Origin of the sequence: Hoeflea sp. (genome assembly GCF_039975035.1) — a bacterium.
In the GTDB taxonomy this organism is placed as follows: Bacteria; Pseudomonadota; Alphaproteobacteria; order Rhizobiales; family Rhizobiaceae; genus Hoeflea.
The window spans coordinates 1-14,413 of the sequence record NZ_JBDWHW010000066.1 but is presented as its reverse complement, the minus strand read 5'-3'; the positions used below and the strand labels follow the sequence as shown (position 1 = coordinate 14,413).

Annotated in this window: 13 protein-coding genes and 1 pseudogene; 12 read left to right on the top strand and 2 right to left on the bottom strand. The window is 60.5% G+C overall.

The genetic code is table 11. From position 1 onward, the window contains the following. The 12 genes from ABJN75_RS05120 to ABJN75_RS05065 form a co-directional block, all read left to right on the top strand. On the top strand, positions 1-1,227 hold a 1,227-nt coding region (locus ABJN75_RS05120), incomplete at its 5' end, for an ABC transporter substrate-binding protein (RefSeq protein ID WP_348437498.1). 74 nt (positions 1,228-1,301) lie between these two features. Next, positions 1,302-2,174 (top strand): branched-chain amino acid ABC transporter permease, encoded by an 873-nt coding sequence (locus tag ABJN75_RS05115; protein ID WP_348437496.1) that lies wholly within the window; start codon positions 1,302-1,304, stop codon positions 2,172-2,174. Continuing rightward, the gene (locus tag ABJN75_RS05110) at positions 2,171-3,163 is read left to right on the top strand and encodes a branched-chain amino acid ABC transporter permease (RefSeq protein ID WP_348437494.1); all 993 of its coding nucleotides are present in this window, start codon (positions 2,171-2,173) and stop codon (positions 3,161-3,163) included. Before ABJN75_RS05115 ends, ABJN75_RS05110 begins: the two co-directional genes overlap by 4 nt. Next, complete coding sequence (locus ABJN75_RS05105; RefSeq protein WP_348437492.1) at positions 3,156-3,902, top strand: ABC transporter ATP-binding protein; 747 nt, start codon at positions 3,156-3,158, stop codon at positions 3,900-3,902. The genes ABJN75_RS05110 and ABJN75_RS05105 overlap by 8 nt, the downstream gene beginning before the upstream one ends. Beyond that, on the top strand, positions 3,895-4,599 hold the full coding sequence (locus ABJN75_RS05100) for an ABC transporter ATP-binding protein (RefSeq protein ID WP_348437490.1): 705 nt from the start codon (positions 3,895-3,897) through the stop codon (positions 4,597-4,599). Before ABJN75_RS05105 ends, ABJN75_RS05100 begins: the two co-directional genes overlap by 8 nt. After that, positions 4,596-5,879, top strand: a complete 1,284-nt coding sequence (locus ABJN75_RS05095) for a 3-isopropylmalate dehydratase large subunit (protein ID WP_348437488.1) — start codon at positions 4,596-4,598, stop codon at positions 5,877-5,879. The genes ABJN75_RS05100 and ABJN75_RS05095 overlap by 4 nt, the downstream gene beginning before the upstream one ends. Next, on the top strand, positions 5,876-6,382 hold the full coding sequence (locus ABJN75_RS05090; protein WP_348437486.1) for a 3-isopropylmalate dehydratase: 507 nt from the start codon (positions 5,876-5,878) through the stop codon (positions 6,380-6,382). The genes ABJN75_RS05095 and ABJN75_RS05090 overlap by 4 nt, the downstream gene beginning before the upstream one ends. Further along, on the top strand, positions 6,379-7,245 hold the full coding sequence (locus ABJN75_RS05085) for an isocitrate lyase/phosphoenolpyruvate mutase family protein (protein ID WP_348437484.1): 867 nt from the start codon (positions 6,379-6,381) through the stop codon (positions 7,243-7,245). The genes ABJN75_RS05090 and ABJN75_RS05085 overlap by 4 nt, the downstream gene beginning before the upstream one ends. Beyond that, entirely contained in the window at positions 7,242-8,981 is a 1,740-nt protein-coding gene (locus tag ABJN75_RS05080; protein WP_348437500.1) for a hydantoinase B/oxoprolinase family protein, read from the top strand. Before ABJN75_RS05085 ends, ABJN75_RS05080 begins: the two co-directional genes overlap by 4 nt. Then, a complete protein-coding gene (locus ABJN75_RS05075) occupies positions 8,978-11,029 on the top strand; it encodes a hydantoinase/oxoprolinase family protein (RefSeq protein WP_348437482.1) in 2,052 nt (683 codons plus the stop codon). Before ABJN75_RS05080 ends, ABJN75_RS05075 begins: the two co-directional genes overlap by 4 nt. 3 nt (positions 11,030-11,032) lie before the next feature. Further along, positions 11,033-11,647, top strand: coding sequence for a cysteine hydrolase (locus tag ABJN75_RS05070; RefSeq protein ID WP_348437480.1), 615 nt, complete (start codon positions 11,033-11,035; stop codon positions 11,645-11,647). A gap of 1 nt (position 11,648) precedes the next feature. Then, positions 11,649-13,082, top strand: a complete 1,434-nt coding sequence (locus ABJN75_RS05065; RefSeq protein ID WP_348437478.1) for an FAD-dependent oxidoreductase — start codon at positions 11,649-11,651, stop codon at positions 13,080-13,082. Positions 13,083-13,288: 206 nt separating this feature from the next. Here ABJN75_RS05065 and ABJN75_RS05060 read toward each other — a convergent pair. Beyond that, positions 13,289-13,762, bottom strand: a pseudogene (locus ABJN75_RS05060) (DDE-type integrase/transposase/recombinase); the annotation flags it as partial. 233 nt (positions 13,763-13,995) lie between these two features. Further along, the coding region (locus ABJN75_RS05055; protein ID WP_348437476.1) for a transposase at positions 13,996-14,413 on the bottom strand (418 nt) is incomplete at its 5' end.

Sequence of the window (14,413 nt, the reverse complement as noted above, 5' to 3'; positions counted from 1 at the left end):
ACCAAAACCAATTCCGCAGCGATGCGCCGCCGCGACTTTCTCGCAACCGGCGCTGTCGCTCTCGGTGTTGGTGTTACTGGATTTCCTGCAATTCTGCGGGCGCAGGCAGCACCGGTGAAGATTGGTCTGATCCATCCGGTTTCAGGCTTCATCGCGTTTTCCGGCTCGCAATGTCGCGCCGGTGCCGAAATGGCGATTGCCGACATCAATGCGGCAGGGGGCATCAAGTCGATCGGCGGCGCCATGATCGAGGCGATGCTGGCCGACAGCCAGGGCAAGCCTGATATTGGTGCGGCCGAAGTGACCAAGATGACCGAAGCCGGCGTGCATGGCATCGTTGCCGGATATTCCTCGGCGATCTCGCTCGCGACCTCGCAGGAAGCGGCCAAGACCAACACTCCGCACGTTGTTGATGTCGGCGTGTCCGACTCGATCGTCAGCCGCGGCCTGTCGAACACATTCCGCTTCGGTCCGGGCTACGGCAAGGTTGCCGAGATGGCGGTCGCCAATCTCGACACCATCAACAAGGCTGCCGGCTCACCCGCCAAGACCGCGATGATCGTCCACGAAGAATCGCTGTTCGGAACAGGTACCGCCGAGCTTCTATCCAAGCAGCTGCCGGGCATCGGCATTGAAGTGGTTGATGTGATCAAGCACGCCAACCCGACACGTGACTTCACCAACATTGCGCTGCAGATCAAGTCGAAGAAGCCCGACCTGATCATTCCGGCCAACTACTACAATGAATATGTGCTTCTGGCCCGTACCCTGCGTCAGCAGAAGATCGAGGCCATGGGCATCTATTCGGTGCTCGGCGGGGCGGCGTCTAACCTGCAGTTCGTCAATGAATTCCCCGAAGCGGCGGAACTGATCATGGACTGCAATCACTGGTACAATCCGAACTCGGATGTTGCGCTAGCACGCCGCAAGGCTGCTGAGGCGAAGGGTCTGGTCTACACCTACGAAGTGTTCCTGGCCTACAATGCGGTTGCTTTCCTTGCCGACGCTATCGAGCGTGCCGGGTCGACGGATCAGGATGCTGTCAATGCAGCGCTTGCTTCCTCGACATGGGACAAGCACGGCATGCCTTATGGTGCGACCAACATGGTCAACGGCCAGAATGAAGGCGCGCAGCCTGTCAACACGCAGGTTCAGAAGGGCGCAATCGAGGTGATCTATCCGGAAGAATTCGCATCTGCCGAAACCATCTTCCCGATGAAGATCTAGGTCGTTCGACCGATACCGACGGGCCGGTCGTGAAATGTCCGGCCCGGATTTTCCCTTCCTCATCGCGGGCCCCCATGCCAGACAGCGCAATCATCATTCCATCGGTTCTCAACGGGCTGACCACTGGCGGGCTTTATGCCTTGGTGGCACTCGGTCTGACACTGATCTACGGCGTTTTGCATATCATCAATTTCGCCCATGGGGCGCTGTTGATGCTCGGGCTCTACGCCGTTTATTTCCTCAACGCGCAGTTCGGGATTGATCCCTATGTGGCGTTACTGATCGTGCCTCCGGGGATGTTTGCCCTGGGCTACGGGTTGCAACGCGGCATCATCGGCCGGGCCAGTCATGGCCGGGACGAGAATATCCTGCTCGTCACACTCGGGCTTGCAATCATCATCGAAAACCTAGCCCTGTTCTTTTTCCGGTCTGACACGCGGACCGTAGACACTTCCTATTCCTTCGACGTTGTCGAGATTTTTGGCGCCTTTCTACCATATCCCAAAGTCGTGGCTTTCGTCGGGGCTTTGGTCACGGCGGCACTGCTGTGGTTGCTGATGAGCCACACTGATCTCGGTCGAGCTATCCGGGCCTTGGCCAAGGAGCGCAAGGGCGCGCAACTCGTCGGCATCAACGCCGACCATGTGTTTGCCATGAGCTTCGGTCTGGGCGTTGCCTGTCTCGGCGTTGCCGCATGCCTGTTGCTGCCAAGCTATTATGTCAATCCGCAGGTTGGCGGGGGCTTCGTGCTGATCGCCTTCACCATTGTCGTGCTTGGCGGCATGGGGTCTTTCGTCGGCGCGCTGATTGGTGGGCTGATCATTGGTGTGATCGAAGCGCTGGGCGGCTTGTTTCTGGGCGAAAGTCTGGGTCAGATCGGGATTTTCCTGATCTTCATCCTGGTGCTGATTTTCCGACCAACCGGCCTGTTCGGAGCCAAGGCATGAAACACGGCAACAAATTGTTGATGCTGATCGTGGTCTTCGGGCTCATCGCGCTCGCGCCTTTGCTGATCACCCAGGAATCGCTGCTCAACATCGTCATCATGACGCTTTATGCGGCGCTGCTGGGCCAGGCATGGAACATCCTGGGCGGCTATGGCGGGCAGGTTTCATTTGGTCATGCGGCCTATTTTGGAACCGGAGCCTATGCGGTGGCGGTGCTGCAGGTGCAGTTCGGGATCAATCCCTGGATTGGTCTGGTCGTTGGCGGCCTCGCCGCTGCGGCTGTCGGCGCCTTTATCGGGTTCTGCACCTTCCGCTACGGCCTTCGCGGCTCCTATTTTGCGCTGGTCACACTGGCTTTTGCCGAGGTGCTGCGCATTCTTTCGAACTCGGTCGACTTCACCGGCGCCGGCGTGGGGCTGTTGATCCCGCTCGAGCGCAGTGCAGCCAATTTCCAGTTTGTCACCAAGGAGGGCTTCTTCTGGGTGATCTGGACCATGACGTTTGCTGCTTTTCTAACCGTCTGGAAGATCGGAAACTCCCGCTTTGGCGCGCAGTTGATGGCGGTGCGCGACAATGAGGATGCTGCGCGGGCACTCGGCGTCGATGCTTTCCGAGTGAAAATGGGCGCGATCATGCTTTCCGGCTTTTTCGCTGGTCTGGCCGGCGTGTTCTACGCTCAATATTTCCTCTATCTCGATCCGCACATTGCCTATGGCGCGGCGATCTCGGTCGAAAGCCTGCTGGTTCCAATCATCGGCGGCATGGGCACGCTGTTCGGCCCGCTGCTTGGGGCTGCCTTCCTGCACGGCCTGTCGGAGCTCTCACGGGCGGTGATCGGCGACGCGCCGGGAACCAGCCTTGTGCTTTACGGTGTGCTACTCGTCATCATGGTGCTGTTCGTGCCGCGCGGGCTTGCCGGTCTGGCATCACATCTGCGAAGCGGAAAGCCGGCCCAACGCCAGACTGAAGGGGGCAAGGGCCATGCTTGAGATCAGTGGTCTTTGCAAAAGCTTTGGCGGATTGCAAGCGTCGCAATCTGTGAGCCTGACTGTTCCGCAAGGTGGTATCACCTCGCTTATTGGCCCGAATGGCGCCGGAAAGACCACGCTGTTTGCGCTGATCACCGGGTTCCACAAGCCCGACTCCGGGACAGTCCGGTTTCTGGGCGAAGACATCACAGGCATGCCGCCGGAGGCAATCGCCAAGCGTGGCATGATCCGCACCTTCCAGACTGTGCAGCCGTTCGCCGGTCAGACCGTGCGGGAGAACATTGCAGTGGGTGCGCACCTGAAGATCCGGGGCCGTACCGAAGCGCTGGCCAAGGCCGAAGTGGTGGCTCAGCAGGTTGGTCTCGGTGATCGGCTGGAGATGGACGCTGGTTCGCTGACGGTTGCCGGACGCAAACGTCTTGAAGTGGCGCGGGCGCTGGCGACAGATCCGAAGATGATCCTGTTTGACGAGGTGCTGGCCGGATTGAACCCGTCTGAAATCCGCGATGTCATGCCGGTCATCAACGCCATCCGCGATGCGGGCGTGACGATTCTGCTGATCGAGCATGTGATGCAAGCGGTGATGAGCCTGTCAGATTTCACCTGGGTGCTGAACCAGGGCGCGATTATTGCACAGGGACCGCCGCGCGAGGTTGCTTCCAATCCCGATGTCATCGAAGCCTATCTCGGTAAGGGCATGGCCGAACGCATCGCCAGGCGGGAGGCGGCCAGTGCTTGAAGTCACCAATCTGCGCGCCGGTTATGGCGCGGTCGAAGTGCTGCGCGGCATCGACCTTTCGATCAGCAAGGGCGAGATCGTCACGCTGCTTGGCTCCAACGGCGTCGGCAAGACGACATTCTCAGCGAATGTTTCCGGGCTGATGCAGCCCTGGAACGGCGCCATCACATTCGAGGGCAAATCGATTACGGGCTTCTCGCCCCAGAGAATAGTCGATGAAGGGCTGATCCAGGTTCCCGAAGGCCGTCACGTGTTTCCCAACATGACGGTGCGCGAAAACCTCGAACTCGGAAGCTATCGGCGTGGCAAGGCCAACCGGACGCGCAACATCGAGCATGTGGCAGAAATCTTTCCGCGTCTGCGTGAACGCTTCTCCCAGCAAGCCGGCACCTTGTCGGGCGGTGAACAGCAGATGCTCGCCATCGGCCGCGGCATGATGGCGGAACCACTGCTGCTCATTCTCGACGAGCCGTCAATCGGCCTGTCGCCCTTGCTGGTCGAGGAGATGTTTTCGCTGATCAAACAGCTCAGCACCGACGGCCTGACCATCCTGCTGGTCGAGCAGAATGTGCTGCAATCCATGGAAATCGCCGACCGTGCCTTCGTGATGGAGAACGGCGAGATCAAGCTGTCAGGTATTCCGGCGGACCTGATGGATGATCCGGAACTGCAGCGTTCCTATCTGGGGCTGGCATGATGGCGTCCACGCTAGCTCAAAAGATCATCGCACGCGCTGCGGGACGGGAAACGGTTCGTCCGGGTGAGGTGGTGACTGTCCGGGTCGATCTGGCGATGATCCACGATTCCGGGGGGCCGCGGCGAGTGGAGCCGATCCTGCAGGAGCTGGGTGTCGGCTTGTTTGACGCCTCAAAAGTGGTGCTGATTTCCGATCACTTCGTGCCGGGCGATACAGACGAAGGCGCACATATTCTCGAACTGACCCGGCGTTGGGCCAGGGAGCGCAAGGTTGCCTTTCACGACGGCGAAGGCATCTGCCATGTGGTGCTGCCGGAGCGCGGGCACCTCAAGCCCGGCATGCTGGTTGTCGGCGGCGACAGCCATTCACCAACCGGCGGTGCTTTCGGGGCCTATATGTTCGGCATTGGCGCCACCGAAATGGCCGGTGTTTTGGCCACTGGCGAGATCTGGCTCAAGGTTCCCGGCACTATTCTGATCGAGTGGCAGGGGCGGCTTTCGCCGGGCGTGCTGGCCAAGGACATCATGCTGGCGCTTTGCGGCAAGTTGGGCATGGATGGCGGGCAGTACCAGGCGGTGGAATATACCGGCGAGGCGATTGCGGCGCTGTCGATGCAGGAGCGAATGACACTGTCGAACATGGCAGCCGAACTGGGAGGCCAGGCCGGACTGATCGCTCCCGACGCGACAACAGAAGCCTATCTCGAAAGTGCCGGCGGATCGATCGGCGACTGGCGCGGGCTTGTGACTGATCCGGGAGCAGAGCTTGCCGGGCACCATGTTTTCGATGCCTCGGCGCTGGAGCCGCAGGTGGCTGCTCCGCATTCGCCGGCCAATGCGATGCCGGTGACGCAGGCGCCCGACACACGTTTTGATGTGGCCTATATCGGTGCCTGCACCGGGGCCAAATATGAAGATCTCAAGGGCGCTGCCGCGCTCCTGCGCGGTCGCAAGCTGGCTCCGGGCATTGTGCTGAAGGTTGCACCCGCGTCGATGCGCGATCAGCAGCGGGCCGCCGATGAGGGCATCATGCGTGTCTTCGAAGAAGCCGGTGCGCAGATTCTTCCCAATGCCTGCGGGGTTTGTGCTGGTTACGGCACCGACCGCCTTGGCGAGGACGTCACCTGCATTTCCTCGACCGCGCGCAATTTTCAAGGGCGTATGGGCGCGGTGTCCTCAAAGGTCTGGCTGGCCTCGCCTTTGACGGTGGCGGCTTCCGCAATCACTGGCCACATTGCCGATCCGCGCGAGTTTCTGAGCGGCGGGGAGGGCGTGACATGAGCGGGAGGGTTTTTCTTCTAGGCGACAACATTGATACCGACCAGCTGGCGCCGGGCCAGTACATGAAGGGCGGCCTCGACATGCTCGCCGCCCATTGCCTTGAGTCGGCACGCCCGGATTTCGCCAGTTCGGTGAAGCCCGGCGACGTGATCGTGGCGGGCAAGAATTTCGGCATGGGGTCGTCGCGCGAACAGGCGGCGGAAGCCCTGAAGCATCTGGGCCTTGCCGGTGTCGTGGCGAAATCATTCGCCGGGATCTTCTATCGCAATGCGCTCAATCTCGGCCTGCCGGTGCTGGTGGCGGATGATTTGGCCGGAGTTGCCGATGGTGATGCCGTGTCGCTCGATCCGGTATCGGGCGAACTGCGGTTGACTGACAAAAACCAGACTGTCCGGCTCGAGCCGTTGCCGGACAATCTCAAATCGATGCTCGCCGATGGCGGGCTGGTGCCGCACTTGAAAAAGCGTTTCGCGGCGGAACGCGCAAAGGAGGCAGGCGCATGAGCCTGAAACAACGGCTGGGCCAGGCAGAAATCCTGCTTGCACCCGGTGTCTACGACGCCCTGACCGGACTGATCGCCGAACAATCGGGTGCCGAGGCGGTGTATCTGTCGGGCGCATCCATCGCCTACACGCGGTTCGGCCGACCCGATATCGGATTGGTGTCGATGAGCGAAGTGGCTGATACCATCGCGGCGCTGCGCGACCGGATTGCGCTGCCGATCATCGTTGACGCCGACAATGGATTTGGCAACGCGCTCAACGTGCAGCGGACTGTGCGGGTGTTCGAGCGCATGGGCGCCAATGCGCTGCAGCTCGAAGATCAGACAATGCCGAAGCGCTGCGGCCATCTTGATGGCAAGTTGCTGATCTCGAAGGGCGAGATGGCGGGCAAGATCCGCGCTGCCTGCGATGCCCGCCAATCTGATGAAACACTGGTGATCGGGCGTACCGACGCCATCGCGGTTGAAGGGTTTGATGCGGCGATGGACCGGGCCGAGGTCTATGTTGAGGCCGGGGCCGACATGTTGTTCATCGAGGCGCCGCAATCGATGGAGGAAATTGCCCAGATCGTGCAGCGCTTCGGTGGCCGCGTGCCGCTGATGGCCAATATGGTCGAGGGTGGCAAGACGCCGATCATCAATGCGAACGGCCTGCAGGAACTTGGTTTCAGCTTCGTCATCTTTCCGGGCGGCATTGTGCGCGCCATCGCTGCCACCGCACGAGATTATTACGCCAACCTGGCAGCATCGGGCTCCAACGAGGCCTTCCGCAACCGCATGTTCGATTTCGCAGGGCTCAACGGCGTCATCGGCACCGATGATCTGCTTGCGAGCGGCAAGCGCTATGACGGAGACACCGAATAATGACGATTGATCCGGTCACGCTGGCCATCCTCAAGGGCCGCCTGGAACAGATCGCCGACGAGATGGACGCGACATTGTTCCGTTCCGCGTTCAACCCGATCATCGCCGAGGCCCATGACGCTTCGCACGGCATCTATGATGCTAAGACCGGCGACACGCTGGTGCAAGGCAAGTCCGGCCTGCCAATCTTCGTTGGCGTGATGGCATTTGCGGTCAAGGCGGTGATCGACAAGGCGGACAAACAAGGCGGCGTGCACGAAGGTGACGTCTGGATCTTTAACGACCCTTATGACGGCGGCACGCATCTGTCCGATTTCCGGTTGGTCAAGCCGGTGTTCCGAGATGGCGAGGTGTTTTGCTATCTGGCTTCGGTCGGCCACTGGCACGATGTTGGCGGCAATGTGCCGGGCAATTACAATCCGGCGGCCACCGAATGCTTCCAGGAAGGCATGCTGATCCCGCCGGTCAAACTCTATGATCGCGGTGAATACCGACAGGACATTGTCGATATCCTGTCTGCCAACTCGCGGCTACCCTTGTCGCTCTATGGTGATCTGAACGGCCAGATCAATGCCTTGCAGCTCGGCGAAAAGCGCATGAACGCACTGCTCGACGAGTATGGTGATGCCAAGGTCACGGACTGCATGGCTGAACTAACGGCGCGTGCGGCGCAGATGATGCGGGCGCAGATCTCCAATCTGCCCTCGGGTACGGTCTCGGCGGAAGATTTTCTCGACAATGACGGCATCAATGACGAGCCGCTGAAGATTGCGCTCGATCTGGTCATCGACGGCGACAAAATGGTTATGGATTTTTCACGTTCCTCGCCAGCCTGCGCCGGTCCGGTCAATATCTCGCGGGCGACGACGATTGCCGCCTGTTACGTGGCGCTCAAGCACATCTTCGGCGATGTGCCGGCCAATGCCGGGGTGCTGGAGCCGGTTGAATTCCGTATTGATGAGGATTCTCTGCTGTCTGTCCGGGCGCCAAAACCTGTCGGCGGGTACACAGAGACAATCCTCCGCCTGATCGATGTTGTGTTTCAGGCGGTGGCGCAGATCGCACCCGAGCCGGCCATGGCCTGCGCCTACGGTACCATCAACGCGCTGTCGCTGGCCGGTCACCGCGCCAATGGCCAGCGCTGGGTGATGTTTTCATTTTTCGGCGGTGGCCACGGCGCGCATGGCGGCGGCGACGGGCTCAACCACGGCAATGCGCCGATCTCGACAGCGACGATCCCGCCGCTGGAAATTCTCGAGGCGGCCTATCCGGTGCGGTTTACGCAATGGGCTCTCCGGCCCAATTCCGGTGGCGCCGGAGAATTCCGCGGCGGTCTCGGCGCGATTTACGAGATCGAGCTTCTGGAAAAGCAGGCCGATGTCTTCCTGTTCGGAGAACGGGGCAGGTTTGCTCCGCCCGGAGTCGTTGGTGGCGGTGCCGGCGCTTTGAATACCTTCCATTATGAGCAGGCAGATGGCGACCATGAGCCGCCGATGGCTTCGAAAATTGTCGGTATCCATATCGATCGTGGCCAGAAGCTGCGCCTGGAAACGCCGGGCGGCGGCGGTTACGGTCACGCCCTTGAGCGAAATCCTGAAAGCGTCGCGCGCGATCTGCGCCTGGGCTACATCACGGCGGATCGCACCGAGGCCGACTACGGCGTTGTGATCGGGTCCGATGGGTCCTTCGATGAAGCCGCTACACGCGAACTGCGCACCCGGGAGGCGGCACAATGACACGATCAGCCTATGTGATCGGCGTTGACGTCGGCGGCACCTTCACCGATGTTTTCATTCTTGACGAAAACAACGGCCAGGTTTTCACCGCCAAGGTGCCGTCGACCCGCGGTGACCAGTCGAAAGGTTTTGTCGAGGGCATCGCCAGCAAGGTCGACGATTTTGCCGACATTTCCACGGTCGTGCACGGCACAACGGTCGGCACCAATGCGCTGCTGGAACGCAAGGGCGCCCGCACCGGCATCATCACCACCGAAGGCTTTCGCGATGTGCTGGAGATGCGCCGCCGCGACCGGCCGACCACCTGGGGTCTGAAAGGATCCTTCACCCCGGTGGTGGAGCGGCCAGACCGGGTCGAGGTGAGTGAACGGGTGCTGTCTGACGGCACCGTGCTTGAAGGAGTAGACGAGGCGCAGGTCAAGGCCCGCGCGACCGAACTCGCTAATGCCGGCTGTGAGGCGGTCTGCGTTTTCTTCATCAATGGGTACGCCAACAATGAGAATGAAAAGCGCGCGGTCGAAGCGGTGCGCTCGGTCTGGCCCAATGCCTATGTCACAGCCGCAACCGAGATCCTGCCAGAGATCCGCGAATTCGAGCGGTTGTCGACAGCGACGCTGAATGCCTATCTGCAGCCGGTTGTCTCGTCCTATCTCGACAAGTTGGAAAAGGGGCTTGAGGCCAAGGGCTTTGGCGGCGATATCCTGATCGTCCAATCAAACGGTGGCGTGATGTCGATCGACATGGCCAAGCGTTATCCGGTGAAGACCGCACTGTCGGGTCCGGCAGCCGGTGTGATAGCTGCCACGGCAATCGCCAAGGCCGCAGGCTTTGACAACATCATCACCTGCGACATGGGTGGAACCTCGTTCGATGTGTCGCTGGTGGCTAACAATGAAGCGGCATTGGCTGCGCAGACGGCGATTGATTTCGGCATGGTGGTGCGCACGCCGATGATCGAGATCACAACGATTGGCGCCGGCGGCGGCTCGATCGCTTCGCTCGACAGGGGCGGGCTGTTGCAGGTCGGTCCGGAATCGGCGGGCTCCGATCCAGGTCCTGTCTGCTACGGGCTTGGCAATGACCGGCCGACAGTCACCGATGCCAACGTGGTGCTCGGACGCATTAACCCCGACCGCCCGATCGGCGGCAAGCTGGACCGGCTTGATGTCGAGGCTGCGCGGCAGGCGATCGATAAGCAACTGGCGACACCGCTCGGGCTTTCCATAGAGCAGGCGGCGGAAGCTATCCTGCAACTCGCCAATGCCAAAATGGCCGGCGCGATCCGTCTGGTCTCAATCGAGAAAGGCCATGATCCGGCGAAGTTCTCGGCGATGCCGTTCGGCGGCGGCGGAGCGTTGCACACCGGCTCGCTGATCAAGGAAGTGGGGCTGGCCTCGGCGCTGGTTCCTCGGTTTCCGGGCGTGACCTCGGCGCTCGGTTGCGTCGTGGCCGACATGCGCCACGACCGAGTGCAGACGGTCAACCGGCCGCTCGACCAGATTGATGCGGCTGAACTGGGTGCAGAAATGGTTCGCGTCGGTGATGAAACCGAAGCGCTGCTTGAAAGCGCCGGCGTCGCGTTTGCCCGCATCGACCGGGTTGTCGAGCTCGACATGCTCTATCTCGGCCAGACGCATACGGTGAATGTTGCGATCGACATCCCGGAAACAGGACTGACGACGCAAGGCATCCGCGAAGCCTTTGAAACCGCCTACCACGAGGCCTATGGCCGGCTTCTCGACGGTATTCCGATGCGGGTGATGAATTACCGGATTGCAGTGATCGGCCGCAGGCCCAAGCTGGACATGGCGGTTTTCGCGCCGGTCGACGGAAAGCCGGCAGATGCCTGCCGGATCGGAACGCGCAAGGTGTTTGCCGATGGCGCTTGGCATGAAGCCGGCGTCTATGAGCGTCTGCAACTCGCTGTCGGCGCGACCATCGCCGGGCCGGCGTTGCTGGAGCAGGCAGATACCACCATCTTCGTCGATCCGGGCCTGGAGGCCGTGGTCGATGCATTCGGCAATCTTGTGATCACTCCGGGAGCCTAGACCATGGCAATTCAGCATCTCGATCCGGCACGTACAGGCCTGTTGATCGTCGATCTTCAGAATGATTTTTTGCATCCCGACGGTGCCTATGGGCGCGGCGGGCAGAAGAGCGCCGATATCGGCGCGCTGCCGGCGCGGGTGCTGCCTGTTGTCAATGCGCTCCGGCAAAAGGGCGGATGGATTGTCTCAACGCAGTTCACGCTGGTGCCGGGGAAGGATGATGTACCTTTCATCTCGCCGCACCTCAAGCAGATCCGCCCGTTTCTGACCAAGGGCGACTTTGCACCCGGCAGTTGGGGGCACTCGCTGGTGGACGAGTTGCTGCCGGCTGATCTGTCGGTGGAGAAAGTCGCCTATTCGGCGTTCTATATGACGCGACTTGAATGGGTGCTGCGCAAGGCTGGTATCGACACGCTTGTCGTTTGCGGCATTGTCACCAATGGCGGCGTCGCTTCCACCGTGCGCGACGCGCATGTGCGTGATTTTTCGACCTACGTGCTCAGCGATGGCTGCGCGGCATTCTCAGCTGAGACGCATGAGCGCGCCATTGGTGACCTGTCGACTGTCGCAAAGACCATGACCTGCAGCGAAGCGGCAGACCTGTTTTCCGGGGCCTGAGATGAGCGGCGGCCGGATATCGCGGGAGATCCCCGACGGCATTGATGCTGAAACGGATGTTGTCGTCATTGGCGCGGGTGCCTGCGGTCTGGTTGCGGCGTTACGGGCCAGGGCTGCTGGCGCCGAGGTCATCATTCTAGAACGGGACGCTTCACCTTCTGGCTCCACCTCGATGTCGTCCGGCTTTGTGCCTGCGCCTGGGACCCGTTTTCAACGCGGAATCGACGTCGCTGATGACACGCCGGAATGTTTCGAGGCCGACATTCTTGCCAAATCCAAAGGCAAGTCGGTTGCCGCTCTCGCCCGGCTTGCCAGTGTCAGCATTGGGCCGGCGCTCGAATGGCTGGCTGATGCGCACGAGCTTGAGTGGATCGTGCTGGATGATTTTCTCTATCCCGGCCATTCGCGGCACCGGATGCATGCGGTGCCGGAAAAGACAGGCGTGGCGTTGGAGGCCCGGCTGTTGAACGCGGTGGAGGCGGAGGAGATCCCGGTTGTCACCGAAGCGCATGTCACCACTCTCTATGCGAAGGACAAAGACAGGGTTTCGGCGGTCGAGATTACGCGCCCGGATGGGGCCAAGGAAGTGCTTGGCTGCAAGGCACTTGTGCTGGCCTGCAACGGCTTTGGTGGCAATCGCGCGCTGGTGCGGCAGCATATTTCTGAGATCGCCGGCGGCCTCTACTACGGCCACGAGGGTAATACGGGGGATGCGCTGATCTGGGGCAAAGCTCTGGGCGCGCACATTGAGCACGTTTCCGGCTATCAGGGCCATGGCTCGCTGGCGCATCCGCAAGGCATCCTGATTTCTTGGGCGCTGATGATGGAGGGCGGAATCCAGATTAACAGCGAGGGCCTACGCTTTTCCAACGAGCACGGCGGCTATTCCGAGCAGGCGGTCAATGTCCTGGCACAGCCGGGCGGCGTCGCCTGGAACATATATGATGCCCGTCTGCACGCCTTCGCCAAGGGTTTTCCGGATTATCAGGAGGCGATTGCTGCTGGCACCATCCGACAGGCTGCCGATGTGGGCCAGCTTGCACGCGTGACCGGATTGCCCGAGGCTGCGTTGCAGAGGACGGTTTCTGAAGCTTCAAGCTATCAATCTGGCCAGGCCACCGATCCTTTCGGTCGCGATTTCACAGACAAACCGGGGCTGGCCGCACCGTTTCATGCCGTGAAGGTGACGGGGGCGTTGTTTCACACCCAGGGAGGCCTGATGATAGATGATATGGCGCGCGTGTTGTATGAAGACGGTATGCCGTTCGCCAATCTTTTTGCCGGTGGTGGCGCCGCCTGCGGCGTGTCCGGCCCGGATGTTTCAGGCTATCTCTCGGGGAACGGGTTGTTGACTGCCATCGGCTTTGGCTCTGTGGCTGGTGCTTCTGCGGGTGCCATGGTCATGTCTGGCGCAACAGAAACCGACCAGGCTTGAGCCCGCACACAAGGCGAGGACTTCAGCTCAGATTTCAACGGCTCTTGGCCTGATCTCAAGGGGTGATCTGGTTTCAATGTTAGTGCATGCTCGGCTTTACCGGTGCCGGCGGCTTATTGTTCAGTGATAAGTGAGAACGCACTGTGTTGTAAGGCTCTGTCGCAAACCGCAATTCTGGCCACGATGGGACGCTTCGGTGCGGGCTATCAAGCGGCCAAGATTTCGAATTGCTCAGAGATTGAAGGACGCGGATTATAGGCAAACCTCGCCTGTCGGCTGCGCATCATATAGACCATTCCGATGCCGGCGTGCATGATCCACGCACTTGCCATCGGCTTGAAGCCGAGCATGGAACGGACCCTGCGCTTGATGCACCGATGGTCCTGTTCTATCCGGTTGTTAAGATACTTGCTCTTGCGTATGCGAATTGAATTCAAGGAACGTCGCGTCCTGTCGCGGAGCTGGTCTTCAAGATCGCAGGAAACAATTGCCTCGTAATTTGTCTGGCTGCCGTCGATGGTGATGCGATCCGAGCGGCCATGGCGCGCAATCGCCTTTAGAAGGAAACGCTTTGCAGCCGACAGGTCACGGTGTTGGCTGAAGAAGAACGCGACCGTGACGCCAACCCTGTCGATGGCACGGTAGAGATACATCCATCGGCCGCGCACCTTGATGTAGGTTCTTTAATTGATCGTCAGCGCTCGGTGAGTTTGTCGCTTGTATCGGCCACCTGCAAGGTTCTTTTCGAAGTCGCCCCATTTGGCGCTTCATCTCGGCATCCAAGGCGCCGGCTCCCCAAAGGTTTCGTTCGCGATGCATTGGCTCGCATGTAGATCAATCGGGTTATCCGGTAGCCTGCCGCTCTGACCGATACGGCAACTCTCGCCAGCGCGCTCGCCGCGCGGCTTTCTGATCAGACCTCCCTGGGTTCAAACTCTGTGCCATCTTTCCAGATGGCGTGCATGATCACGGCTAGCTTCCGAGCTAACGCCACAACAGCCTTCTTATGGCTCGTGCGCTTCTTTATGGCCTTCGCCCAGTTCTTCAAATGTTGACCAGGCCCAGATTTCACTCGGCACAGCAAGCTGTTGGCCGCTTCATAAAGAACCGTACGCAACATCCGATCGCCTCGCCGCGATATCCGTCCGCCATAATCAACATCGCCTGATTGGTATCGCCTAGACGTCAACCCGATATACGCCCCGACCGATCTGGAATTGGCAAACCGGTCCGGAGTATCGATCGTGGCGACATAGGTTACGGCACTGACGGCACCAACGCCGGGGATTGTCATCAGGCGCCGGCAGGTGTCGTCCAAGCGGGCCTGGCGC